The sequence below is a fragment of the Nostoc sp. DedQUE02 genome (assembly GCF_034531035.1).
Taxonomy (GTDB): Bacteria; Cyanobacteriota; Cyanobacteriia; order Cyanobacteriales; family Nostocaceae; genus Nostoc.
Genome location: NZ_JAVRBY020000002.1, coordinates 304049 through 325341 on the forward strand (window position 1 = coordinate 304049; position 21293 = coordinate 325341).

Genomic DNA, 21293 nt, shown 5'->3' on the forward strand with positions numbered 1-21293 from the left:
CCATGTCAACATACTACGTCAACCAAAGATTACACTGGATCTAAGGAGAGAGTAGGCGCAGGCGGTTGCAGATCAGTCATAGTAACTGGTTTGAGGAAAGTCCGGGCTCCCGAAAGACCAAACTTGCTGGATAACGTCCAGTGCGAGCGATCGTGAGGATAGTGCCACAGAAAGATACCGCCAATAATTAGGGAATAGGGAATAGGGAATAGGGAAAGAAAAACCCCACACCCCACACCCCACACCCTACACCCCAATCTTTGGTAAGGGTGCAAAGGTGCGGTAAGAGCGCACCAGCAGTATCGAGAGGTGCTGGCTCGGTAAACCCCGGTTGGGAGCAAGGCGATAGGGACTACGGTTGGTCTTTTACCAGTTCCGCTTAACGAGAGCCGCTTGAGGCGTTTGGTAACAAACGTCCCAGATAGATAACTGCCCTCGCAAGAGAACAGAACCCGGCTTATGTCCTGCTCTCTCCCCTTTGATGGAGTATGAACCTTTCACGGTTTGTACTCTATTATTTTTTGTACGGGTGTGCGTAAGCGTACCCTTTGGGATCTTGCTACGCGTAGCGTCTCGTAGAGAAGCTCGTCGTAGACATCGCTAATTCATCATCTAAAGCATTTAAAGCATTCCCAATATCTCTAATGCTGTATCCAAATGCCATTTAACCCGATAGAGTCCAAACAATTTCTCTTGACTGTACCGTGCTGGATACTCTAGTTTCCTGCCTTCCATTGTCACCTTGAGCAATGCTGACTGCTCTGGTGTCGGTGTTCCCATAGCTTCTAGTGTCGCTTCTAGCGCTTCTACTTGAGAAAGTATAGGAGATTTCAATCCTTTATTTTCCGACACTTGCTTGCAGGCCATAACACAATACGCTTGGGTTAAGCAAATTTATCTGTTAAGGCAGGCAGGGGGAGCAGGGGAGGCTTCGGGAGCAGGGGGAGAGAAAAAAGCTTAACTGAACTGTATTGGGCTATAACAGGAAAAGTGAGAAGTGCATTAATGTATGATGCCTTATCAGCAGGGTTTCCTATTGCTTGGATGCCGTACTGTATTAGACACAAATCGCGTAACGCTCTCAAGCTTCTAACTTCTAATTCTGTGCGCGTAAACATAAAATAGAGTTACCTCTTATAAAAGTGGGAATCGGTGGGCAACAAGTTTCTCAGGCTAAGATGCCCATCGATTTAAGATTATCCACTGATATACACGTGGAGAAGAACTTTATTTGTATTTCTATACAATGTCTAAAAATAAAGGTAATCCAGATAACTTAAAGCCATTCACCACGGACAGAGAGCGACCACTAACTGAATATTTACATTTGCGTGTCACTAAAGAAATGAAGGAAGAAGTAAAAGCTAAAGACGATCCTCCTGAATTTTGCCGTCAAGCTATCCAAGAGAAGCTAGATAGAGAGAAGTAACAAAAAGTTGTTAGAGTAATAGTCCAAGAGATTTAGATATATAAGTATAGATAACTAGTTACCTTCCCCTCTGCCCCCCTGCTCCCCTTGTACTGAGCGCAGTCGAAGTATGCCCATCTGCTCCCCCGCCCCACTTCGGCTACGCTCAGTGACCACCTGCTCCCCTGCCCCATTCCCCTTATCATGCAATGCCCCTTGCCTATCCACGCCGTCAACGGCAACTCGAAAGTTTAGTCCAAAAATTAGGTTTGTCGCTAGAAGCACCTATAAAGTGGGAATTGCTAGATTTAGCGCTAACTCATCCCACTGTCTCTGATTCGGCAAATTATGAACAGCTGGAATTTGTTGGCGATGCAGTGGTGCGGCTGGTGTCGGCTGTTGTGTTATGGGAAAATTATCCCGATTGTCCAGTAGGGGATTTTGCGGCAATTCGTTCGGTGTTGGTGAGCGATCGCATCCTCGCTCAATTGGCTAGAGTTTATGGTTTAGAGTTATACTTACTAGTCGCTGGCAGTGCTACCGCCGATAAAGTTGGTCTAGAGTCACGACTGGCAGATGCTTTTGAAGCAGTTTTGGGTGCGCTTTACTTAAGTACTCAAAATCTAGAATTGATTCGCTCTTGGCTAGATCCCCACTTCCACCAACTAGCCACAGAAATTCGCCTCGATCCCGCCAGACTAAATTACAAAGCTGCTCTCCAAGAATGGACTCAGGCGCAATTTAAAGTTTTACCAGAATATCGGGTTGTGGAAATCACTCAACCGTATCGCAATCAAGAACGTTTCCTGGCTGAAGTGTGGCTGCACGGAAACAAACTAGGAGAAGGTAAGGGGCGCTCGATCAAAACTGCTGAACAAGCCGCAGCTAAAGTAGCCTTTTTAGCAATTCCTAAACCGGAAATACCCTGAAGCAAAAATACGGCTGATAAACTGATAATCAGTTGGTTGCCAGTAGTCATTTGTTCTTAGTCCCTTGTATACAAATGACTAATGACAAATGACTAATGACAAATAACTAATAACTAATGACAAACCAAATTAAAATTGCTGTCATCGGAGTTGGGCGTTGGGGAGTGCATCTGCTGCGAAATTTTTTAGCAAATCCCCAAGTGAATGTAGTTGCTGTAGTAGATCCCCATCCAGAACGATTAGCGGCGGTAAAGCAGCAGTTTAACTTAGACGAAAATGTACTATTAACAACCCAGTGGCAGGATTTAAAGACAGTGCCGGGGTTAACAGGAGTGGCGATCGCCACTCCTGCTACCACTCACTATGCTTTAATTAAAGACGCTCTCCACCAGGGATACCATGTTTTGGCAGAAAAACCCCTAACTCTCAACCCAGTAGAATGTCGAGAACTTTGCCATCTTGCAGAGCAGCATCATTTAATACTGATGGTTGACCATACTTATTTATTTCACCCAGCAGTTGAGCGAGGAAAAACTGTAGTACAAGAGGGTAAATTAGGTGATTTACGCTATGGCTACGCCACCCGCACCCATTTAGGGCCTGTCCGGCAAGATGTTGATGCGCTGTGGGACTTAGCCATTCACGATATTGCTATCTTTAACGCTTGGCTAGGTCAAATTCCTGTGCAGGTACAAGCAACGGGTACGGTGTGGCTACAGGGAGCAGGGAGCAGGTGGTCACTGAGCGTAGCCGAAGTGGGGCAGGGGGCAGAGGTGAGTTTATACACAGATTCTCCTTTGGCTCAAGGATTAGCTGATTTAGTATGGCTGACACTGACATACCCAGATGGCTTTCAAGCTTATATTCACCTGTGCTGGCTGAATCCTGATAAACAGAGACGGCTGGGGATTGTAGGTAGCCTTGGTAGCTTGATTTTTGATGAAATGTCATTATCATCACCTCTCACCCTGCTACATGGAGAGTTTAAACATCAGGGCAATCAATTTATTCCTGTAAATCAAAAGCAGGTAGTAGTGGAATTAGAACCAGGTGAGCCATTGCAGCGCGTTTGCTCTTGCTTTGTTGTCTCTATTCTCAACAATACTCTCTCCGAGGTTTCATCTGGCTGGGTAGGCACTGAGTTAGTAGAAATTCTTGTTGCTTTAACAACATCTCTTGAACAAGGTGGCAAACCTGTTTTTCTTAATTGATATCATAACCCCATCGCCAACCCCTCCCCGTTCTTCGGGCTTTGGTTAGAATTACCCCCCTGAATCCCCCCACTTTGCCAAAGCTACGCTTTGTCTCCCCTTCCGAAGAGCCTACGGTGTACACACATCTCTAAAAATCCTACCCACCCAATATTTCTGTTCAAGTGAAAGTCTCACACTGAGCAAATATCCCGCCCGGAACTTTAGTTCCGGGCTGATAAGCCAAAGTCCTCTAAAAGAGGACTAAACAAGAAATTTAGTTTAGTCCTCTTTTAGAGGACTTTCCGTTATGAGACTTGGAATTTATTCCGAGGCGGATACACTGCACCAACACTTGTGTATACACCGTAGTTCCGAAGAGCGGGGAGCAGGGTGGTTTCATACGAAAAAAGAAAAATACATAAGTCTTGATTTCTCGTTTTGTGTCCAGGCTTTTTCCCTCACTTTCATTCCTTTCCCCCACGGGGGGAGAGGCTTTGAAACCCAGTTTTTGGTTTTCTCTGCTTGTATGAAACCACCCTGCCTCCCAAAGAGCAGGGAGGGGTGCAATAACTGTGGAAATCATAACTATTTATCCGCACATGATATCAAGAGCTAGTTGTGTAGAATTGTTGTCATAATTTCATCTTCTTTGCCAGTTGCAAATTTAGCAAAATGCTCTGCTAAGGATGGTGCAAGTATTAGGGGATTGCTAAACCCAGAAAAAACATGAATACCGTCAAATCCTGGGATAGCACCAATTAATGGCAGTTTATTGCTACTAAATGCTACTAAGCAATGATGCCAAGTCCCTGGTAAATTTTCCAATGCTGGCAAAATTTGACCAACACTGGTTCGCAACCATTTTTCACTCGCCTCTGAGTTTACCTTGGCATGAGGATCTGTGAGAACGCGGCTAATTTGACCGATGCGGAAGCTACCATCTTGAAACTGAATTGCACCCGCATCTAAAATTGGCGGTACTGGCTCATTACCAAGTTCATCCCATAATTCATCAACTTGAGTAGATTTGGCTTCTAATTGAAAGCGTTGCACATTAGCTGGCATAACTAAGGTGCGTAACTTGACATCAACGGCTGGGGTTTCAATAATTTCTGCGTGGGTAAAATACAACTTGATGGGAATACCAGCAGATTTTAGAAGTTGGCGGCTGAGTCCACCCGCACAAATGACAACTTTAGCGCTGTGGAAAGTTGCAGTAGTTGTTTTGACACCATATTGCAATACTTGCAATACTTGGGTAATGTGCATTTCGCCGCCAGCCCGCTCAAAAGCTTGAATGTAAGCTTGTGCTGTTTTTTCTGGGTGAATATGACCATGTTTGACAGTTAAAGCCCCAGATATCGCCTCTCGATTTAGCAATGGTTCTAACTCACAAGCTTCTTGAACACCGAGTAAACGAGGTGGAATGGCAAAATGATTATATGATGCAGCAGTTGCTTCTGGGTCGTTATGGGCAGAAATAGTAAGTAATAAATCTAATTCTCGAAATTGGATATCAGCGTCTAACTCTTGAGATAAGATACGGTAACGTGCGATCGCTTCTTCGCACAATAGCCGAGTTAGTGGCGTATTACCTGACCAATAGGAAAGCCCACCATAACTATAACGAGTTGCATTCTTTGGTGTGCTGTGTTGCTCCAACAAAAGTACAGAAAAACCAGTTTTAGCCAATTCATAAGCGAGTGCAGCACCCGTAATTCCCCCGCCAACCACAATCCAATCGTAGGTTTTCATATTAAATATCTTTCTTAATTACGAATTACGAACTTGTACTGCCCTTCGACTTACCTCGACTTCTCTACGAGACGCTACGCGAACGCTCGGCACAAGTCGCTCAGGAACCGCGTAGCCGTTGGCGTGGTCACTGAATCTCGACTTCGCTCGATTTCCGCGTAGTCGTACCCCTCCGGGGAAGCAAGCTACGCGGAGCGTCTTGTAGAGAAGTGCAGCCTCTCCAAGAGTTGTATTACGAATTACGAATTATCATAAGTTGCTTGTAAACGTTGTAAAAGATATTCTCCCGCAAGGATAGGGGGATAAATAGGCGATTGTTCTTTCTGGCAACTTTCCAGACAAGCAATTTCTGTATCATCATTAGGATGACAGAAAAAAGCGATAGAATACCGGGACTGGTTCACCCTGTTATCACAGGGAATCATCACTCGATGCTTGGTTGAGCAAAATACATGATTTGTCCAACGTTCCATTAAATCGCCAGTATTGACTATTACAGTATCAGGAATTGCAGGCGCAGCAATCCATTCTCCTGATGCTGTCTGTACTTCCAACCCTCCAACGTCATCTTGGAAAAGTAAGGTAATACTGCCATAATCGGAATGTTCGCCAGCACGCACTTGTCCGGGTTTCGGTGGTATTTGCAATGGAGGATAGTGGAGCGATCGCAAGGTATGATTTTGTTGATTATGTCTGATAGTAAAAAAATCTTTTGGCAATTCCAACGCCGATGCATAAGCTTGTAATATCGTGTTGGCAAGTTCTGTGCAACTATCATAAAAGGCGACAATAGAAACATCTATCCCTACAGCCGTTTGTTTGTTTAGATTAAGCGCCTCTTTCAAGTCGCCTGGTTTATTGGGATCAAGATGTTCTCTCTCCATTCCAACGTAACCCGTATTACTAAACTCATCACTCCAAGCTTGCTTTTGCTTAACTTCTAAAGGTAAATTGAAGAAAGATTTGCTGTGAGTGAATACTTCTTTGATTAGGTCTTTTGATATTCCCGAATTTTGCAAGTATATGAAACCAATTTCATGACAAGCTTGATAAATTTGTTTGACAACAGCTTGCCGAGTTGCTGCGTTGCCATTGATGAAAGCAGTTAAATCAATTACTGGAATGATGACCATTGATATTTGGAGATTTTTTATTTTGTTTAATTATTTAGCGTTGCTGATTGCGGTATGAAAAATAATTTTGCGTTATTTCAAAATCCTTGTAGAGACGTAGCAGTGCTACGTCTCTACATCCAAATTCATACCTCCATTCAGCAACACCAATTATTTAATGTGAGTTCGACGAACCTCTCCCTCCCAACCTGCCTCTGGAAAACGGAAAGGGAGAAGCAACGATAAATCAAGATTTTTGCTCCCCTCTCCGTGTCGGAGAGGGGTTGGGGGAGAGGTCAAATAAAACTTGTCGAATTCACGTTTATTTATCGGAGGCAAAAACTTTGCTTAAAATTATTCAGATAGAGACTGACGAACATAAATCTCATGTACAGGATGTGTTTTGGGAATATTTTAACGAGACTAAGTTGATAGCCAGCGAACAATTCGGCATCAATTTAGATGTTAATACATTCTTTGAGGAATATATGGCTCAAATTCACGAATTTTTCCCGCCTTCAGGACGCTTACTTCTGGGACAATACGAGGCAAAAATAGCTGGCTGTGCTTGCTTGCGAAAGATTGATGAAGATATTTGCGAAATTAAAAGAATGTATGTCAAACCAGAATTTCGCAGAAAAGGAATTGGTCGGTCTTTATTAGAAGCTATCATCAATGAAGCTGTCTATATTGGTTACTCAATGATCCGTTTAGACAGCGCCCCTCATGCCAAGGAAGCACAGACACTTTATCGGGTATTTGGCTTTCGAGATATCGAGCCGTACTTGGAAAAAATAGAGATTCCTCTAGAACATCGAGCCAACTGGGTTTTTATGGAATTAGTTTTAAAATGATCAATATTCGTTGTGAAACTCTGGCAGACTACACAGTAATAGCTGAGGTGAATATGTTAGCCTTTGGGCAGGAGAACGAGGCTAAACTTGTAGAGAAAATTCGCGGTTCTGACCGCTATATTTCAGAACTTTCTCTAGTTGCAGAGGTTGAAAATGTTGTAGTAGGTCATATTTTATTTAGCTATATTGACCTAGTGGGTGAAGAAAGATTACAGGTGCTTAGTTTAGCGCCTTTGGCAGTTCTTCCACAGTTTCAAAGACGAGGAATTGGTAGTGCATTAATCAAAGCAGGGTTAGAGATAGCAGAGACTAAGAAAGAAGCCATAGTAATTGTACTAGGTCATCCCGAATTTTATACTCGCTTTGGCTTTAAAAGTTCTGTTGTTTATGGAATCGAGTCTCCTTTTCCAGTACCAGAGCAATTCTTCATGGTTAAACCACTGCAAAGTTATCAAGAAAATTACAAAGGAAAAGTTCTTTATCCACCTGCTTTTGATGAAGTCTAATTTCTAAATCTCTCTCCTAAAAGGCTACGGTGTAAACACAAATGTTGGTGCAGTGTATCTATCCAGCCTCGGAATAAATTCCGAGTCTCATAACCAAAGTCCTCTAAAAGAGGACTAAACAAGAAATTTAGTTTAGTCCTCTTTTAGAGGACTTTGGCTTATCAGCCCGGAACTTTAGTTCTGGGCGGGATATTTGCTCAGTGTCGGACTTTCACTTGAACAGAAATATTGAGTGGGTAGGATTTTTAGAGATGTGTGTACACCGTAGTCTAAAAGGAGAGACTTTGAATTTACCCCTTCTCAATGCGGGAAGGGGGTTATATTATGTCCGCTTGATTACTTATTAAATCCGAAGAACTCCACCCCCAACCCCTCCCCGCACGCGGGGAACTCGGGGCCCCCTCTGGGGATTAGGGGCAGGGAGACAAAGCACAGCTTTGGCGGGGTGGGGTTCTTTTATTATGGGTAATTTGGTGGACATGATATTAGGGCTTTACAGAGGATTGGTATTAACTAGGAACTACCAATTAATTAAACGCCCTGATTTGATGCTTTTTTGGCAACAGTTCTTAGGCGAGTCGCTCTGCTTTTACGGAGACTCTCACTTCTACGAATTCCACCAGCCATCTCATATTCGCGGCTGTCTTTGCCGTATTTAAAAGCAATTCCTGTGAGCATTTTCTCAGAGAAAGCGCCCAAAGTTTTTTCTAGCTCTTCAAGTTCTAATTTGGAAGAGTCAACCATGCTGAGATTGGTATTATGACTTTCTAACTTGGTGCGTACCTGTTCAATTAATTGTGTCAGATTTGTTAAGTTGTAAGCATCCCCAAGATCCAAATTAGGATTTATTGTTTTGAGTCCAGTGAATCTCAACTCAGCATTTTCTAGAACGCGGGATGTGCGTTTTCTCTGAGGCATAAATTTACTTCCTTGTAAGGTTTATAAATTTACTATCTTCTATTGCAATTACATTTTGGTTCAGCAAAATCCACAAATTAATTCACCGGATATGATAAAAATTATTTGTTATTTTAAAATTACTTATACGTTTTTATACTTTTAAAGGATGCGATCGCCTGCGGACTAACTGAAAATTAAGGTTTTGAAACCTGCTCGCCCCTGGTGTTGTTGCAGGCTAAACAGCTTTTGTTTGTGTAGATGGGGTTTCTAGCCGCCTATTTGGCGTTGCTGATTCCATGTATGATGTAGGATTTTGCATAATACCAAAATCCTTGTAGAGACGTAACAGTGCTACGTCTCTACATCCAAATTCATACTTTAATTCAGCAACGCCCCCTATTTTCTTTTGTAAGAAGAAGCTGGAGTCACTAAAACTTGTTCATTAGTGAGTTCAGAAGAAGCTGGAGTCACTAAAACTCCTAGTTTACTTATTATTTAAGTACTATTTATAATTAACGAAGAAATTTATGACATACAAGTTTAGTTTTACTTATATAATAACAAACATTTGTAACTAAATTGTCTACATATATAAGTACAGCTTAAGTTGTATTAACTCTAGCTTGTAGTTAACTTATTAAAAGATAAATTTTTGTAACTGATTCTCTAAAAACTGGTAGACGGATACAGCGCAGGAAGCTTTGCTATCTTGTCGTGTTTGCAAATTTTGTCGAGCTAGCGCACCGACAAAGATTTTTAGTCAACTTCCAATGCAGTTCAGCTAACAAAGTTATCTGTTAAGGCGAGCAGTTCTTGAGCAGAGAGAGAAGAGAAGCGGGTTCCCACCTTCCCCTTTCCCCCTTAACCGAGCAGTATTGCTTCTGACTCCCTCTAATAGCATTTCACGAAATTCTTGATACAAATCACTTTTCCTGCTTCCCCTGCAAAAATCTATATCAACCTTAAGGCGAAACGGTATAACTCCTCCGATGCCTTGGGGGAGAATCGGACATTTATTCCCCCTTGGTAAATTCTTCTTTTTTTGCTTTTTGTTGTTGGTTAAATTCTGTAGCTAATTTCAGATAATAAAAATATTCATCATTCAGTTCAATATCTTGTGTCCAGTAAGGCTGGAATTGCGTAAAATTTGCCCCAACAAAACAAGCACGTTCTAAATTGGCAAGACCGTCTCAAATCACAATTGTAATGCGGATATCGCCTTTTGTGCGCGTCCAAAGTTCAGATATTCCGGGGATGTTAGTAAGGTCTAGTATAGTGCAGTATTGCTATAATGATGGATAGAAAAAACTAATTTTGAAGTGAATGCCTGCTAAAGATATTTTTCATTATGCCGTTAGGAAAGGATTAGAAAAGCAGGGTTGATTAATTACTAATGACCCTTTGAAGATTGAATTTGGTGATGTTGAAATGTATATTGATTTAGGCGCAGAAGAAATTTTGGCAGCCGAAAAATCCGGAGAAAAAATAGCAGTTGAAATTAAAAGTTTTATTGGTGCATCAAATATTTCTGAATTCCATACAGCAATTGGACAGTTTTTTAATTATCGTGTCGCCTTAGAAGAGCAAGAACCTGAAAGAGTTTTATATTTGGCTGTGCCTTTAGGAATATATAACGCTTTCTTTAAGTTGCAGTTTATTAAAATAGTTATTCAGCGTTCTCAACTAAAATTAATAATTTACGATCCGATTCAGGAGGTAATTGTAGAATGGAAAAACTAGAGCAATATCAAAACTATATTCAACAAGCCATAACAGAATATGCTAATTTAGGTTCATCAAAAGATGAAATAGAACAACAATTAATTTTTGATACAGTTCGCAACCACTATCAATTAATGTATGTTGGCTGGAAAAATAGACGGCGGCAGCATGGCTGTGTTTTGCATATCGATATCAAAAATGACAAGATTTGGATACAGCATGATGGAACTGAGATTGGCATTGCTAATGAGTTAGTAGATTTGGGAGTTCCTAAAGAAGATATTGTGTTAGCATTTCATGAACCTTTGGTGAGGCAATATACAGGTTTTGCAGTTGATTAAGTTCAACATGGATTTTATAGACTTATTGGAAAGAATTTAGGATGAATATCCATTTTTGCGTAAGTCCTAGCTTTGTTGGGTTGCGCTTTGCTTAACCCAACAAAGCCCCAAAAATGTTGGGTTTCGTTCCTCAACCCAACCTACACAACTTAAGATTTTTGACGCGAACTCAAGTGTATTGATTTAATCCTGGATTCTGAATTCTTGCTAAACTATTGGCGCTGCAACTACACCCTTTACCTCTAAAGCAGCTGCAACCCGTAAAATTAAAGCTTCATTATATGGTGCTGCTATTAATTGCACGCCGAGAGGTAAAGCATTTGGGCGTTGAACTGGCACTGATAAAACAGGTAAACCAATAAAAGATAATGGTTGAGTAAATAACCCCAAATGAGGACGGACAAGAATTTCGTCGCCATCTAAAATCATAGTTTGTTGACCAATTAGCGGCGCAGATATTGGTGTAGTTGGGGCCAGAATTACATCGACATTTTGAAAGACTTCTCGAATGCGATCGCGATACCAGCTTCTAAACCGTTGTGCTTGCAGATACCAACTACTAGGAATTAACGCGCCAGCCAAAAAGCGATCGCGTGTGGCTGGATCGAAATCTTCAGGACGATATCGCAACTTTTCCCAATGCAGATTTGCACCCTCGCTAGCTGTAATTACAAAAGCTGCTGCACGCGCGCGGTGTGTTTCTGGTATAGTTACATATTCACTGACTTCTATTGCATCAGCTACTTTTTGCACTGCTGCTAAAGCTTCCGGTTCTGCACCTTTGACAAAGTAATCAGCTGCAATGGCAATTCTGATATTAGAAATATCTTGTTTGAGTTGTGGTAAACATAATTCAGGCAGACGCTTTGTACAAATGGGATCGCGATCGTCTTCTCCTTGAAGCAGATCAAACACCGTAGCGATATCTTGAACCGAACGCGCAAAAGGGCCAATGTGGTCAAAACTGCTAGAAAATAAAGCTACCCCAGCACGAGATAACCTTCCGTAAGTCGGCTTGAAACCAAAAACGCCACATAACGCCGCCGGAACGCGAATTGAACCATTAGTATCAGAACCCAGCGTTAGCGGTACTAACCCAGCAGCAACAGCAGCAGCCGAACCACCCGATGAACCACCAGCAACTCGCTGTAAATCATGGGGGTTGTGAGTAGCACCATAATGAAAATTTTCCGTTACAAATCCATAAGCGTACTCATCCATATTCAAAGCGCCAATCAACACAGCACCCGCTTGTTTCAGCTTCGCCACTGCGGTTGCATCAAGGCTTGCGGCGGGATTTTCTGCATTGATTTTTGACCCCGCCAGAGTTGTTAAACCAGCGATATCAAAGAGATTTTTCACCGCAAAAGGAACACCAGCAAGGTTTCCAGGATTATTACCTTGGGCAATCTCTTTGTCAATGAGTGCTGCATCTGTTAAAGCTGTCTCAGCAGTTATAGTCGTAAAACAGTTGAATAGATGATTTTGCGTTGCGATTCGTGCTAAAGCAGCCTTGGTGACATCCACGGCGCTAACCTTGCCTTCACGCACAGCAGCAGCTATTGATACAGCATCATTCATGGTTCAAAAACTGGTGCAACTTCAATATCTTCTGGTAAAGGGAAATCATTTACAAGATTAGCGATCGCTCTAATTCTCTCAAAATTTGCCACCACACCATCACGATACTCATCTCTGATTTCCAAATCCAACAACAACCCCATTTGGTCAACATACTCACCGACATCAAACTCTTGTGTTCTCATCTCTCCTCCTCCGCTCCCTCTGCATTCAGTATATTCTCTGATGCACTTGAACAAGCAGGTAACTGATAGTAGAATTTTTAATTATTGCTATTTAAAAAACTAGTAAAAAGTATGACTTATATGGTTTGAGATATCCTTTGTAACCAACAACTAAATTACCTAAATACTATGAAAGCTGATGGCATTGATTGGAAAATTTCAGTATTAATTTTTATTGTTATGTTGTGTGGTCAAAATTTATTAAGAAGTTGTGGCAGAACTAAAGTACCAATAAATTACAGTCCTTACAATGCTATACGAGGAAGAGAATATTCTAATCGTTGCGAATGTCCTTATGATATAGCTGAAGATCACAGTATATGCGGAAATCGTTCATCTTATAGTAACTCCGGTGGCAGGGAACCGAACTGTTATGTAGGTGATATTTATGGCTATCCTCCTCAATAATTTATTCTGTTTCTCAATGCCTAATACCCACTGAAAAAGAAAAGCAAATTCCTGAAATTAAACCTTATAAAGCGATGCACTGTATCTAATGTTTGATTTAGGTTTAGGAGAAACGTTTTTCCTAAATTAATTTCAAGGTTTATCCTGTCGCAAGAAAGGCGAGAATCAGAATAGGTTAGTTCAGGAAATGTTACCTTGGTTTAGGGACTATCAGTTAGCCCCTGCCTTTCCTAGTTACAAAAATAGCGATAATATGTAGCTCCATTACTATCTATCACAATATTTGTAGGTATTGGATTTTGGTATGGGGAAGCTTCAATAAGTTCACCACTTAGATTAAAACTTCTTTTGTTAAGCAATGTAATAGTTCTTTCCCCACAACTAATAACAGCATTAGCTTGGCGGATAACTTGCCCATCTTTGTGCATCATCCAGAAATTATAATTGCCATTATTATCAGTAAGAATAGAGTCAGTATCTAACCCTACAACACGACTACCCCCTTCATTTAAATCAACCCAATTCTCGGCCGCAGCAGGTAACACAGTAGACATAGCCAAGACTAGACCTAATAGCAAACTTTTCATAACACACCTAAAAAATTCATCATCTCTTAGGCGTTAGCGCTTAGTCATCAGGAACTTTAGGGATATTATATGAAGTTCTTGTATGGCAACCGTAACTCACTCATAGTAAAAGTAACTGTCCTTGAATTACTGAACCTAAATGTTGTTATATTTTCTTCCACCTTTTAGCTTAAATATTTCAGAAAAACCTATATAAAACAAAAAGCTTTAAGATACCTTAAAGCTTTTTATCTCTTATTATTTATTTAATTTAAAATTTGTCTGTTGGACTAACATAGCGATGTAATTGAGTCCTTGTTCTTTGCTTTTGCAAAATTTACCGAATCCATTTGGTTTAGCACCAAAACAGAAAAAGCGTATAACATTGCGACATACAGCATAAACTCAAAAACAAGGAGTTCTATTTTGACAGAACTTATTTTGACCCTTTCTGCCTTTATCTCAGCATCCAATATATCCGTCCAATTTTCTAGCCACTCTCCATCAACGTCCTTAACAAATTGGTATATGGCATCAACTCCCATAAGCCTTTTAGAGCGTCTTAACTCTCTGGCGCTCTCTAGAGCAACTCTTGCTCTAGTAACTTTCTGTTCTTTGGGAATTTCAACTTGATAGGACATCATGGCTTTAACTCCTTATCTGTCTATATCAATTTTAGAATAACAGTTTTTCGGGATTTGGTCACTACACTGGAATACTTCTTGTCCAATTCTTGACTCAATTTGATGGACTGTTGGGTTATAACTTACAAACAAACCCCGATCAATTCCCCAATATTGTAAAGTATCTAACCATTTTTGCTGCTTTGGTTGAGAAAGTGTACCTTGAATAGTAGTTATTTGAACAGAAAGAGGTAAATTGGTTAGTCCAGAAGCAAATAAATCTGTTGCCATTGATAGATCCGCAATATAAGAATGAAATGTATCACCTCCAAAAAATTCTATTAATTGGCATATTTTCTCAACTAAAGAAGTATCATTTCCTTGGAATTTACCAGCCATTAATTCTTTTTTCCAAGTTTCTTTTTTTGGATCTCTCTCATTAATCCAAAGGGGGAATAAATATTCGTACCAATACATCTCTATTGGTGTCAGTGAGGACAGTTCAGCATCCTTGTCCTCTTTGGGTATTAATTGTAGTTCTAACCAAAATGTTGCATCTTCTATCAACTCTTCCAAAAGAAGCATTACGTGTTTTTTAGATACCAGTTGTCCAGATTTTTTATCAGCAATCCATCTACTCATTTCCCTTAGCCTTGATGCCAAATTTGGATAAGTATCTTGAGAATCTTGAATTAATCTTACTAAGTTAGACCTGATTTCATCTGGAGATTTTTGCACGCTAAATTTACTACCTAAATAATCGATTTGCCCTGGTGACAGCTATGCTAGTTGAGCGCCACTCGTAAGGATTCGGTTTTGATAACCATACCGTAATTGCACAAGCTTGAGCCGAGAATTTTTGCTTGTTCCCATTGTTCGCTTTTGGTGATATATGACTCATATTTGATTTTTGAAATATACGTAGGGTGCGTTATGCCTCTGACTAACGCACCATGCAAAGGCTTTGATACCGTACTCTCGGCGATAACACACTCTACACACACTTAGATTTTTTCATAAATCAAATCGGATTCCTATATGTAGAATAGTGTTCATGGTAATTAATTAACAAATGCGATTAATTTTATACAGTAAACCCGGCTGTCATTTATGTGAAGGCTTGCAAGAAAAGCTAGAACAAATCGAAAATATCAGTTTTGAGTTAGAAGTTAGGGATATTACGACTCGTGAAGATTGGTTCGGTGCATATCAGTATGAAGTGCCGGTACTTTTTTTATCGAACCGCCTTCGCGCAGAAGACGCAGAGGGGAGTGAGAAATTATTGCCACGCCCTTCTCCTCGTGCTAGTGTGCAGCAGTTAGAGCAAATGTTGCGTAAGTATTTAGCCAATTAGAAAAAAATAATGCAGAATAAGCGCAAGATTAAGAATGTGACGAGGTTCACAACATGAAATTGCGGGAATTACTAACGGCGGTAGACAGTGTTGAGCAATTGCCAAACCTTCCGATGGAGGATGTGGAAGTTAAGGGTTTGAAGACGAATTCCCATGCTTGTCGTGTGGGAGATTTGTTTATTGGGATGCCTGGTACGCGAGTCGATGGTGGAGAATTTTGGCAAAGTGCGATCGCATCGGGGGCTGTAGCTGCGATCGTTTCTCCCGAAGCTGCCCAAAAAAATCCTCCCACAAATCAGGCTGTGGTCATTAGTGCAAGTAACATAACTCAAGCTTGTGCCCAGATAGCCAGTGCTTTTTACGGTTATCCGGGGCGAAAACTCAAGCTAGTAGGCGTAACTGGTACAAATGGTAAAACTACAACTACTCATCTCATAGAATTTCTGCTCATCAAAGCTAATTTAGCTACAGCTTTGATGGGAACTCTCTACACTCGTTGGGCAGGTTTTGAGCAAACGGCTGCCCACACTACGCCCTTTGCAGTAGAACTACAACAACAGCTAGCGGAGGCTGTAAAGGCTGGTAGCGAGTTTGGGGTGATGGAAGTAAGTTCTCACGCTTTGGCCCAAGGTAGAGTGTTGGGTTGTGAATTTGAGGTGGCGGTATTTAGTAATCTTACCCAAGACCATCTCGACTATCACAGCGACATGGAAGACTACTTTGCTGCCAAAGCGTTGTTATTTAGCCCTAATTATCTCAAGGGACGGGCAATAATTAATGCTGATGATTCCTACGGAAAGCGGTTAATTGCCTCGTTAGATTCTGAGCGGGTTTGGAGTTACAGTGTCAACGACAACAGTGCCGATTTATGGATGAGCGATTTAAGTTACCAGCCAAATGGTGTTAGTGGGACATTACATACACCAAAAGGTGACGTAGCTTTTCGATCGCCCCTTGTCGGACAATATAATTTAGAAAATCTTCTTGCAGCCGTCGGAGCAGTTTTACACTTAGGGTTAGATTTGCAGTTAGTGGCATCTGTGATACCTGAGTTCCCCGGAGTTCCCGGACGAATGGAACGGGTACAAATTAATGCCGACCAAGATATTAGCGTGATTGTAGATTATGCACACACACCCGATAGCTTAGAAAATTTGCTGAAAGCCGCACGTCCGTTTATACCTGGCAAAGTGATTTGTGTATTTGGTTGTGGAGGCGATCGCGATCGCACCAAGCGCCCAAAAATGGGTAAAATCGCTGCTGAGTTAGCTGATGTGGCAGTGGTGACATCAGATAATCCCCGAACTGAAGACCCAGAAAGGATTTTGCAAGATATTTTAGCGGGAATAGCTGATACAGTGCAGCCAACAGTAATTTGCGATCGGGCGATCGCAATTCGTACCGCTATTTTACAAGCACAACCCGGTGATGGAGTCTTGCTAGCTGGTAAAGGTCACGAAGACTACCAAATTCTCGGCACTGAAAAAATCCATTTCGACGACCGAGAACACGCACGCGACGCTTTACACGAAAGATTCAAAATAGAACGTTAATTTATTTCGGCATCCCTTCTCTGCGAGATGCTTTCCACGTTCACGTAGCGTCCCGTAGGGAAGTGGTACGGCTTACCTCGGCACAAGTCCGCTCAGGGGAAGTGGACATGGGGCATTGGGCATTGGTAACTCTTCCCCATTCCCCATTCCCCATTCCCCATTCCCCATTCCCCAGTTTTTTATAATTCATGTTTATTTCCGTGGGGATTTTGTAAAAAATGCACATATAAAGGTGAAAATCGAAGACAGAATTATTTCTTGCTTCATCCTTTTTGTGCGTGACTCATGAATGTTTCTCTAGCTAAGGATCTGTCTGTTTATCAACTGGTAATGGGAGTGCAAGCGCCTCCCAAGCCATTGTCCCTCAGTCCTGCTACTCTGCTATCACTAGTGAGAGCGCAAATTGACTTACTAATTGAGGAGCAAATTGCAGCTACTTTATGGGTAAAGCTACCACCAGAAAAAATTTGGCAATCAGAATTAGGGCGTTATCAATCCTCGGTAGGTGCGTCTAGTCTCATTTATAGTTGCCAGATTGAAGAGAGCGAGAGAGATGAAGGAGAGGGAAAAGTAAATGCCTCTTCATCTCCTTCATCTCCCTCATCTTTGCATTATGTCCCCGTTCACCTACCACCAGATAGCCAATTGCGACGGGAAAATTTTCTGATGGTGTTATCGCCCCAGTTTTGCAGTTTAATTTTGGCTCATCGACCACTTAAAAAGCGCAAAAATCAAACATTAGGGAAGGTAAATACAAATAAAAACCAGCCGTTGTTGATTATAAATACTGTTGAAGGGAGAGTAATTCAGCAAGTATTAAATGGAATCAAACAAGCAATTACGCCAGAATCATCCCCAATATCTGCTGATTTTATTTGCCCGACTGTGCCCCAAGGCATACTCATGAATCAACTGTTTGCAAAACAACTCCTGCGACAAGATGAAATTAATCGTCAAATCATTAAAGTACGCAGTACTAAATTGCAGCAGCAAAATCAAGAACTGCACAACAAAGAGCAACTCAAAGATGAATACCTGAAGAATGTATGCCAGGAATTGCGTATACCGCTAACCCACATGAAGACAGCACTTTCGTTATTGAATTCTCCTAATCTCAAACCCCCCCAGCGACAACGTTATTTACAGATGTTAAATACCCAGTGCGCCCAGCAAAACTCCCTGATTACTGGTTTGTTGGAACTGGTGCAGCTAGAACGCAATTTGGAGGAGACTACTTTAGAGTCGGTGCGTCTCTCAGAGATTGTACCTGGAGTAGTTAGTACCTACCAACCTGTAGCCCAAGAAAAAGGGATTATGCTAGCCTACACCGTACCCACAGAACTCCCATCTGTTTGGTGCGTGAATGGTGGTCTGAGGCAAATTGTAATTAATTTGCTGCACAACAGCATTAAATTTACTCCTGATGGTGGTCAAGTATGGGTGCGTGCCCGTATTCAAGGCGATTATGTGCAATTAGAATTCCGCGATACAGGTATCGGTATTGCCGAAAGCGAGATTTCCAAAATCTTTGATCGGTTTTATCGTGTGCGTACAGCAGCAACTGAAGATTATGGTGGTGCTGGGTTAGGGTTAACAATAGTACAGCAATTGCTACTGCGCTGTGGCGGATCTATTTCTGTAAAAAGTAAATTATCTGAAGGTTCTACCTTTACAGTGCAACTGGCAAGTGTTGGCACTAACCCAAAAGCGATCGCTACAGAAAATGAGTTATGAGTGAAAAAAACTAAACAAGCCCCAAACCCTGCCTCCCCTGCTCCCCTGCCCCCCTGTCTTATCATTTAGCCATTCTACTTATTTAATGTGGCGAATTACTTCGGCAACTGACCAAGCTTGAGCGATCGCTCCTCTGGGTGTGTGAGGTGAATCACCATCAAAAATCTCAGAAATCGAACCAAAACAAGCGTCAAATTGGAAGTGATCTAGTAGAGGTTGCCAATCAAAAGGTAGCGATTGTTCGGGATAAAAACGTTGCCAAGCCCGAATATATGGCCCAATTAGCCAAGCCCAAACAGTGCCTTGGTGATAAGCGCGATCGCGTTGCTCTTGGTTGCCTTCGTATTTTCCTTTATATTCGGGATCGCCTGGATCGAGACTGCGAAGACCATAGGGGGTGAGCAAGCTAGTAGTTGCCAAATCTAATATCTGACACCCTTGCTGTTCAGAAAAACCGCAATGGTGCAGCGACAGCGCCAAAATTGCATTGGGACGAATTTGAGAATTCCGGCGATCGTCCGGTTCAATAGTATCGTACAGATAACCTAGCTGAGGATTCCAGAACTTTTGTAGCGAGGTTTTTACAAGTTGTGCTTGTTGAGCATAACGCTGTGCTTGTTTACTAAGACGTACTGGCGAGCCATACTCAAGCTGGCTCAAGCGCTCTGCCCACTGACTTAGCCAACACAAAGTAGAATACCACAGCGCATTGATTTCCACCGGCTTCCCGTGACGGGGAGTAACGGCAAGTGACCCAATTATCACATCCATCCAAGTTAGGGCGACACCACGAGTATCCCAACTAACTAGCCCATCAGTAGCATCGACTTGGATATTAAAATGTGTACCACCGACAAATGCTTTGTAAATTTGCTGTACTATCGGAAACTGCTCTGCCAAAAAATCCCAGTCTTGAGTAGCTTCTAAATAAAGTCCTAAAGTTTCAATCCACCACAACGCCGCATCAATACTGTTATAAATTGGTTCGCCATTGACATCAGGAAATGCATTAGGAATCAAACCGTGGCGACAATAATGCCCAAAAGTTCGCAATACTCCTTTAGCCAGGTCAAAGCGCTGGGGAACAAGTGCCAATCCCGGTAAGGCGATTAATGTATCGCGTCCCCAGTCATTAAACCAGTGATAACCAGCAATAATCGTGGGGCCTGCAATTGAAGCTCTATAAACGATAAACTGATCGCTTGCTTTGAGTAGTTTTTGCCAAATTAGGGATTGGGGAAGGTGGGGCCCCCTCTGGGGATAAGGGGTAATGGGGATTGGGGATTGAAAAGAGGCAGAGGGGAGGGGTGCAGGCGGCAGAGGGAAAACCTCTTCTTCCTTGCTCCCTGCTAAGAGCTCCCTTGCTTCTTCCCCAGTCCCCAGCGATGCACTGAGCTTGTCGAAGTGTTCCCAGCGATGTACTGAGCTTGTCGTTCGCGGAGCGTCTCGAAGAGAAGTCTCCCCAGCCTGTCCTTGACTCCATCCAAAAATCTTTGAGAGCCTTTCTTGCTCTGCTTCCACGGCTTCTGCAAAGCTTTTGGGGGTAAGAATACCTGATGCCGAGTCAGGAAAACCTACTCGCGCTTCTAAAGTCACTGTATCTCCTGGTTGCAGTCTGACTATCAAGTAACCAGGGCTGTAGAGGTCTTCCTTGTCGCCTAATCCTCGTTTCGTCTCTTCAGACAATCCATAATGCCAATACCAAACAGCATCTGGTTGATAATTTCCTTGTGTCCAGCGCAAGTGCCAAGGTATACCGAAATACCCAGAATTGATTGCTTGTAGACAGACTTGCTGTTGCCCTAGTAATTGTGAAAACTTTAATTCTTGACTAGCAGTCTGCTGGTGATGAAAGTCACGTTCTGCGATCAATAGTCGCAACCGTAAAATCGCTGCATGGCTTCCCTCGTAGCGATACTGAATTAAAATCCGATGACAAAATTGGGCAGGGGTATTGGGTATTGGGCATTGGGCATGGGGCATAGGGCAGGGGGCAGGGGGCAGAGGGGAAAACTCCTCTCCTTTTCTCCCTGCTAAGAGCTCCCTGCTAAGAGCTCCTTGCTCCCTTATCCCCAGCCCCCAGTCCCCAGTACCCACCAACCCATAGGGCATAACTAATTGTCTAGTTAACTGCCAGGTATCTTGACCCCAAGTCCATTTTGGAACTGGGTTAATATCAAAATGGCGTAGCAGTTCGTAGCCTGTCCGCTCAATCTGACCTTTACCCCAAAAATTTGTCCCCAGTGCGACAACGCTTCCTAATACTTCCAAACTAGCTTCTAGGTGCGAAAACAGCAGAGTCCGCCCAGAAGGTGGGTTGGTCGCGGCAAATAGCCAACCATGATAAGTGCGTGTACGGACATCAGAAACTGTACCACTGGCAAAACTTCCCAAGCCATTGGTAAGCAACCATTCTCTTGTATCTAAATCAGGCATTTGCTACTCAAAATCGTTATGAGTATGATATAGTCGTAACAGATCGTAATTAAACTGTGAGAGCGTGGATGGGTGAATTTTACTTGACCCAAAT

General features: G+C 42.2%; 22 protein-coding genes and 1 other RNA gene. 12 read left to right on the forward strand and 11 right to left on the reverse strand.

All coding sequences use genetic code 11. The annotated features are described in order from the left end of the window. Positions 1 to 47: 47 nt before the first annotated feature. Positions 48 to 476, forward strand: an RNA gene (gene rnpB / locus RMX98_RS03730) — RNase P RNA component class A. Between the two features lie 145 nt (positions 477 to 621). Here rnpB and RMX98_RS03735 read toward each other — a convergent pair. After that, positions 622 to 867 carry a hypothetical protein gene (locus tag RMX98_RS03735; protein ID WP_322681481.1) on the reverse strand — a complete coding sequence of 82 codons (246 nt, stop codon included), beginning with the start codon at positions 865 to 867 and terminating at the stop codon, positions 622 to 624. A gap of 379 nt (positions 868 to 1246) precedes the next feature. Between RMX98_RS03735 and RMX98_RS03740 the strand changes: the two genes are divergently transcribed. From RMX98_RS03740 to RMX98_RS03750, 3 genes are all read left to right on the forward strand, one after another. Beyond that, positions 1247 to 1429 (forward strand): hypothetical protein, encoded by a 183-nt coding sequence (locus RMX98_RS03740; protein ID WP_099104126.1) that lies wholly within the window; start codon positions 1247 to 1249, stop codon positions 1427 to 1429. A gap of 188 nt (positions 1430 to 1617) precedes the next feature. Next, entirely contained in the window at positions 1618 to 2337 is a 720-nt protein-coding gene (rnc, locus tag RMX98_RS03745; RefSeq protein ID WP_322681480.1) for a ribonuclease III, read from the forward strand. A gap of 116 nt (positions 2338 to 2453) precedes the next feature. Then, complete coding sequence (locus RMX98_RS03750; RefSeq protein ID WP_322681479.1) at positions 2454 to 3548, forward strand: Gfo/Idh/MocA family oxidoreductase; 1095 nt, start codon at positions 2454 to 2456, stop codon at positions 3546 to 3548. A 594-nt stretch (positions 3549 to 4142) separates the two neighbouring features. On the opposite strand, the gene RMX98_RS03755 is transcribed toward RMX98_RS03750, so the two are convergent. After that, positions 4143 to 5285, reverse strand: a complete 1143-nt coding sequence (locus tag RMX98_RS03755) for an FAD-binding oxidoreductase (protein WP_322681478.1) — start codon at positions 5283 to 5285, stop codon at positions 4143 to 4145. Positions 5286 to 5524: 239 nt separating this feature from the next. Next, a complete protein-coding gene (locus tag RMX98_RS03760; protein WP_322681477.1) occupies positions 5525 to 6418 on the reverse strand; it encodes an isopenicillin N synthase family dioxygenase in 894 nt (297 codons plus the stop codon). 323 nt (positions 6419 to 6741) lie between these two features. On the opposite strand from RMX98_RS03760, the gene RMX98_RS03765 reads away from it, so the two are divergent. Beyond that, positions 6742 to 7251 (forward strand): GNAT family N-acetyltransferase, encoded by a 510-nt coding sequence (locus RMX98_RS03765; RefSeq protein WP_322681476.1) that lies wholly within the window; start codon positions 6742 to 6744, stop codon positions 7249 to 7251. Beyond that, positions 7248 to 7757, forward strand: a complete 510-nt coding sequence (locus RMX98_RS03770; RefSeq protein WP_322681475.1) for an N-acetyltransferase — start codon at positions 7248 to 7250, stop codon at positions 7755 to 7757. The genes RMX98_RS03765 and RMX98_RS03770 overlap by 4 nt, the downstream gene beginning before the upstream one ends. Positions 7758 to 8288: 531 nt before the next feature. Here the strand turns inward: RMX98_RS03770 and RMX98_RS03775 are convergent. Then, on the reverse strand, positions 8289 to 8675 hold the full coding sequence (locus RMX98_RS03775; protein WP_322681474.1) for a hypothetical protein: 387 nt from the start codon (positions 8673 to 8675) through the stop codon (positions 8289 to 8291). A gap of 1368 nt (positions 8676 to 10043) precedes the next feature. Between RMX98_RS03775 and RMX98_RS03780 the strand changes: the two genes are divergently transcribed. Further along, positions 10044 to 10397, forward strand: a complete 354-nt coding sequence (locus tag RMX98_RS03780; RefSeq protein ID WP_322681500.1) for a XisH family protein — start codon at positions 10044 to 10046, stop codon at positions 10395 to 10397. Continuing rightward, complete coding sequence (locus RMX98_RS03785) at positions 10385 to 10720, forward strand: XisI protein (RefSeq protein ID WP_322681473.1); 336 nt, start codon at positions 10385 to 10387, stop codon at positions 10718 to 10720. Before RMX98_RS03780 ends, RMX98_RS03785 begins: the two co-directional genes overlap by 13 nt. Positions 10721 to 10927: 207 nt before the next feature. On the opposite strand, the gene RMX98_RS03790 is transcribed toward RMX98_RS03785, so the two are convergent. Both RMX98_RS03790 and RMX98_RS03795 read right to left on the reverse strand, forming a co-directional pair. Continuing rightward, complete coding sequence (locus RMX98_RS03790) at positions 10928 to 12301, reverse strand: AtzE family amidohydrolase (RefSeq protein WP_322681472.1); 1374 nt, start codon at positions 12299 to 12301, stop codon at positions 10928 to 10930. Beyond that, positions 12298 to 12486, reverse strand: a complete 189-nt coding sequence (locus RMX98_RS03795; protein ID WP_322681471.1) for a DUF4089 domain-containing protein — start codon at positions 12484 to 12486, stop codon at positions 12298 to 12300. Before RMX98_RS03795 ends, RMX98_RS03790 begins: the two co-directional genes overlap by 4 nt. A 168-nt stretch (positions 12487 to 12654) precedes the next feature. Between RMX98_RS03795 and RMX98_RS03800 the strand changes: the two genes are divergently transcribed. Next, positions 12655 to 12933 (forward strand): hypothetical protein, encoded by a 279-nt coding sequence (locus RMX98_RS03800; RefSeq protein WP_322681470.1) that lies wholly within the window; start codon positions 12655 to 12657, stop codon positions 12931 to 12933. 230 nt (positions 12934 to 13163) lie between these two features. On the opposite strand, the gene RMX98_RS03805 is transcribed toward RMX98_RS03800, so the two are convergent. From RMX98_RS03805 to RMX98_RS03815, 3 genes are all read right to left on the reverse strand, one after another. Continuing rightward, positions 13164 to 13520, reverse strand: a complete 357-nt coding sequence (locus RMX98_RS03805) for a hypothetical protein (protein ID WP_322681469.1) — start codon at positions 13518 to 13520, stop codon at positions 13164 to 13166. Positions 13521 to 13789: 269 nt separating this feature from the next. Continuing rightward, complete coding sequence (locus RMX98_RS03810; RefSeq protein ID WP_322681468.1) at positions 13790 to 14143, reverse strand: hypothetical protein; 354 nt, start codon at positions 14141 to 14143, stop codon at positions 13790 to 13792. Positions 14144 to 14155: 12 nt separating this feature from the next. Next, entirely contained in the window at positions 14156 to 14860 is a 705-nt protein-coding gene (locus RMX98_RS03815) for a hypothetical protein (RefSeq protein ID WP_322681467.1), read from the reverse strand. A 334-nt stretch (positions 14861 to 15194) separates the two neighbouring features. Here RMX98_RS03815 and RMX98_RS03820 point away from each other — a divergent pair, with 334 nt between their 5' ends. Then, a complete protein-coding gene (locus RMX98_RS03820) occupies positions 15195 to 15476 on the forward strand; it encodes a glutaredoxin family protein (protein WP_322681466.1) in 282 nt (93 codons plus the stop codon). A gap of 53 nt (positions 15477 to 15529) precedes the next feature. Beyond that, on the forward strand, positions 15530 to 17029 hold the full coding sequence (locus tag RMX98_RS03825) for a UDP-N-acetylmuramoyl-L-alanyl-D-glutamate--2,6-diaminopimelate ligase (protein WP_322681465.1): 1500 nt from the start codon (positions 15530 to 15532) through the stop codon (positions 17027 to 17029). A gap of 40 nt (positions 17030 to 17069) precedes the next feature. Here RMX98_RS03825 and RMX98_RS03830 read toward each other — a convergent pair whose 3' ends face one another. After that, positions 17070 to 17219 carry a hypothetical protein gene (locus RMX98_RS03830; protein ID WP_409881056.1) on the reverse strand — a complete coding sequence of 50 codons (150 nt, stop codon included), beginning with the start codon at positions 17217 to 17219 and terminating at the stop codon, positions 17070 to 17072. Positions 17220 to 17314: 95 nt separating this feature from the next. On the opposite strand from RMX98_RS03830, the gene RMX98_RS03835 reads away from it, so the two are divergent. Next, positions 17315 to 18763 carry a DICT sensory domain-containing protein gene (locus RMX98_RS03835; protein ID WP_322681464.1) on the forward strand — a complete coding sequence of 483 codons (1449 nt, stop codon included), beginning with the start codon at positions 17315 to 17317 and terminating at the stop codon, positions 18761 to 18763. A gap of 78 nt (positions 18764 to 18841) precedes the next feature. On the opposite strand, the gene RMX98_RS03840 is transcribed toward RMX98_RS03835, so the two are convergent. Next, entirely contained in the window at positions 18842 to 21199 is a 2358-nt protein-coding gene (locus tag RMX98_RS03840) for an amylo-alpha-1,6-glucosidase (protein WP_322681463.1), read from the reverse strand. Positions 21200 to 21293: the final 94 nt, after the last annotated feature.

Coding starts and splice junctions, on each gene's coding strand:
- RMX98_RS03735 (WP_322681481.1), bottom strand. CDS start 867: ATGGCCTGCAAGCAAGTGTCGGAAAATAAAGGATTGAAATCTCCTATA.
- RMX98_RS03740 (WP_099104126.1), top strand. CDS start 1,247: ATGTCTAAAAATAAAGGTAATCCAGATAACTTAAAGCCATTCACCACG.
- rnc (WP_322681480.1), top strand. CDS start 1,618: ATGCCCCTTGCCTATCCACGCCGTCAACGGCAACTCGAAAGTTTAGTC.
- RMX98_RS03750 (WP_322681479.1), top strand. CDS start 2,454: ATGACAAACCAAATTAAAATTGCTGTCATCGGAGTTGGGCGTTGGGGA.
- RMX98_RS03755 (WP_322681478.1), bottom strand. CDS start 5,285: ATGAAAACCTACGATTGGATTGTGGTTGGCGGGGGAATTACGGGTGCT.
- RMX98_RS03760 (WP_322681477.1), bottom strand. CDS start 6,418: ATGGTCATCATTCCAGTAATTGATTTAACTGCTTTCATCAATGGCAAC.
- RMX98_RS03770 (WP_322681475.1), top strand. CDS start 7,248: ATGATCAATATTCGTTGTGAAACTCTGGCAGACTACACAGTAATAGCT.
- RMX98_RS03775 (WP_322681474.1), bottom strand. CDS start 8,675: ATGCCTCAGAGAAAACGCACATCCCGCGTTCTAGAAAATGCTGAGTTG.
- RMX98_RS03785 (WP_322681473.1), top strand. CDS start 10,385: ATGGAAAAACTAGAGCAATATCAAAACTATATTCAACAAGCCATAACA.
- RMX98_RS03790 (WP_322681472.1), bottom strand. CDS start 12,301: ATGAATGATGCTGTATCAATAGCTGCTGCTGTGCGTGAAGGCAAGGTT.
- RMX98_RS03795 (WP_322681471.1), bottom strand. CDS start 12,486: ATGAGAACACAAGAGTTTGATGTCGGTGAGTATGTTGACCAAATGGGG.
- RMX98_RS03800 (WP_322681470.1), top strand. CDS start 12,655: ATGAAAGCTGATGGCATTGATTGGAAAATTTCAGTATTAATTTTTATT.
- RMX98_RS03805 (WP_322681469.1), bottom strand. CDS start 13,520: ATGAAAAGTTTGCTATTAGGTCTAGTCTTGGCTATGTCTACTGTGTTA.
- RMX98_RS03810 (WP_322681468.1), bottom strand. CDS start 14,143: ATGATGTCCTATCAAGTTGAAATTCCCAAAGAACAGAAAGTTACTAGA.
- RMX98_RS03820 (WP_322681466.1), top strand. CDS start 15,195: ATGCGATTAATTTTATACAGTAAACCCGGCTGTCATTTATGTGAAGGC.
- RMX98_RS03825 (WP_322681465.1), top strand. CDS start 15,530: ATGAAATTGCGGGAATTACTAACGGCGGTAGACAGTGTTGAGCAATTG.
- RMX98_RS03830 (WP_409881056.1), bottom strand. CDS start 17,219: ATGAATTATAAAAAACTGGGGAATGGGGAATGGGGAATGGGGAATGGG.
- RMX98_RS03835 (WP_322681464.1), top strand. CDS start 17,315: ATGAATGTTTCTCTAGCTAAGGATCTGTCTGTTTATCAACTGGTAATG.
- RMX98_RS03840 (WP_322681463.1), bottom strand. CDS start 21,199: ATGCCTGATTTAGATACAAGAGAATGGTTGCTTACCAATGGCTTGGGA.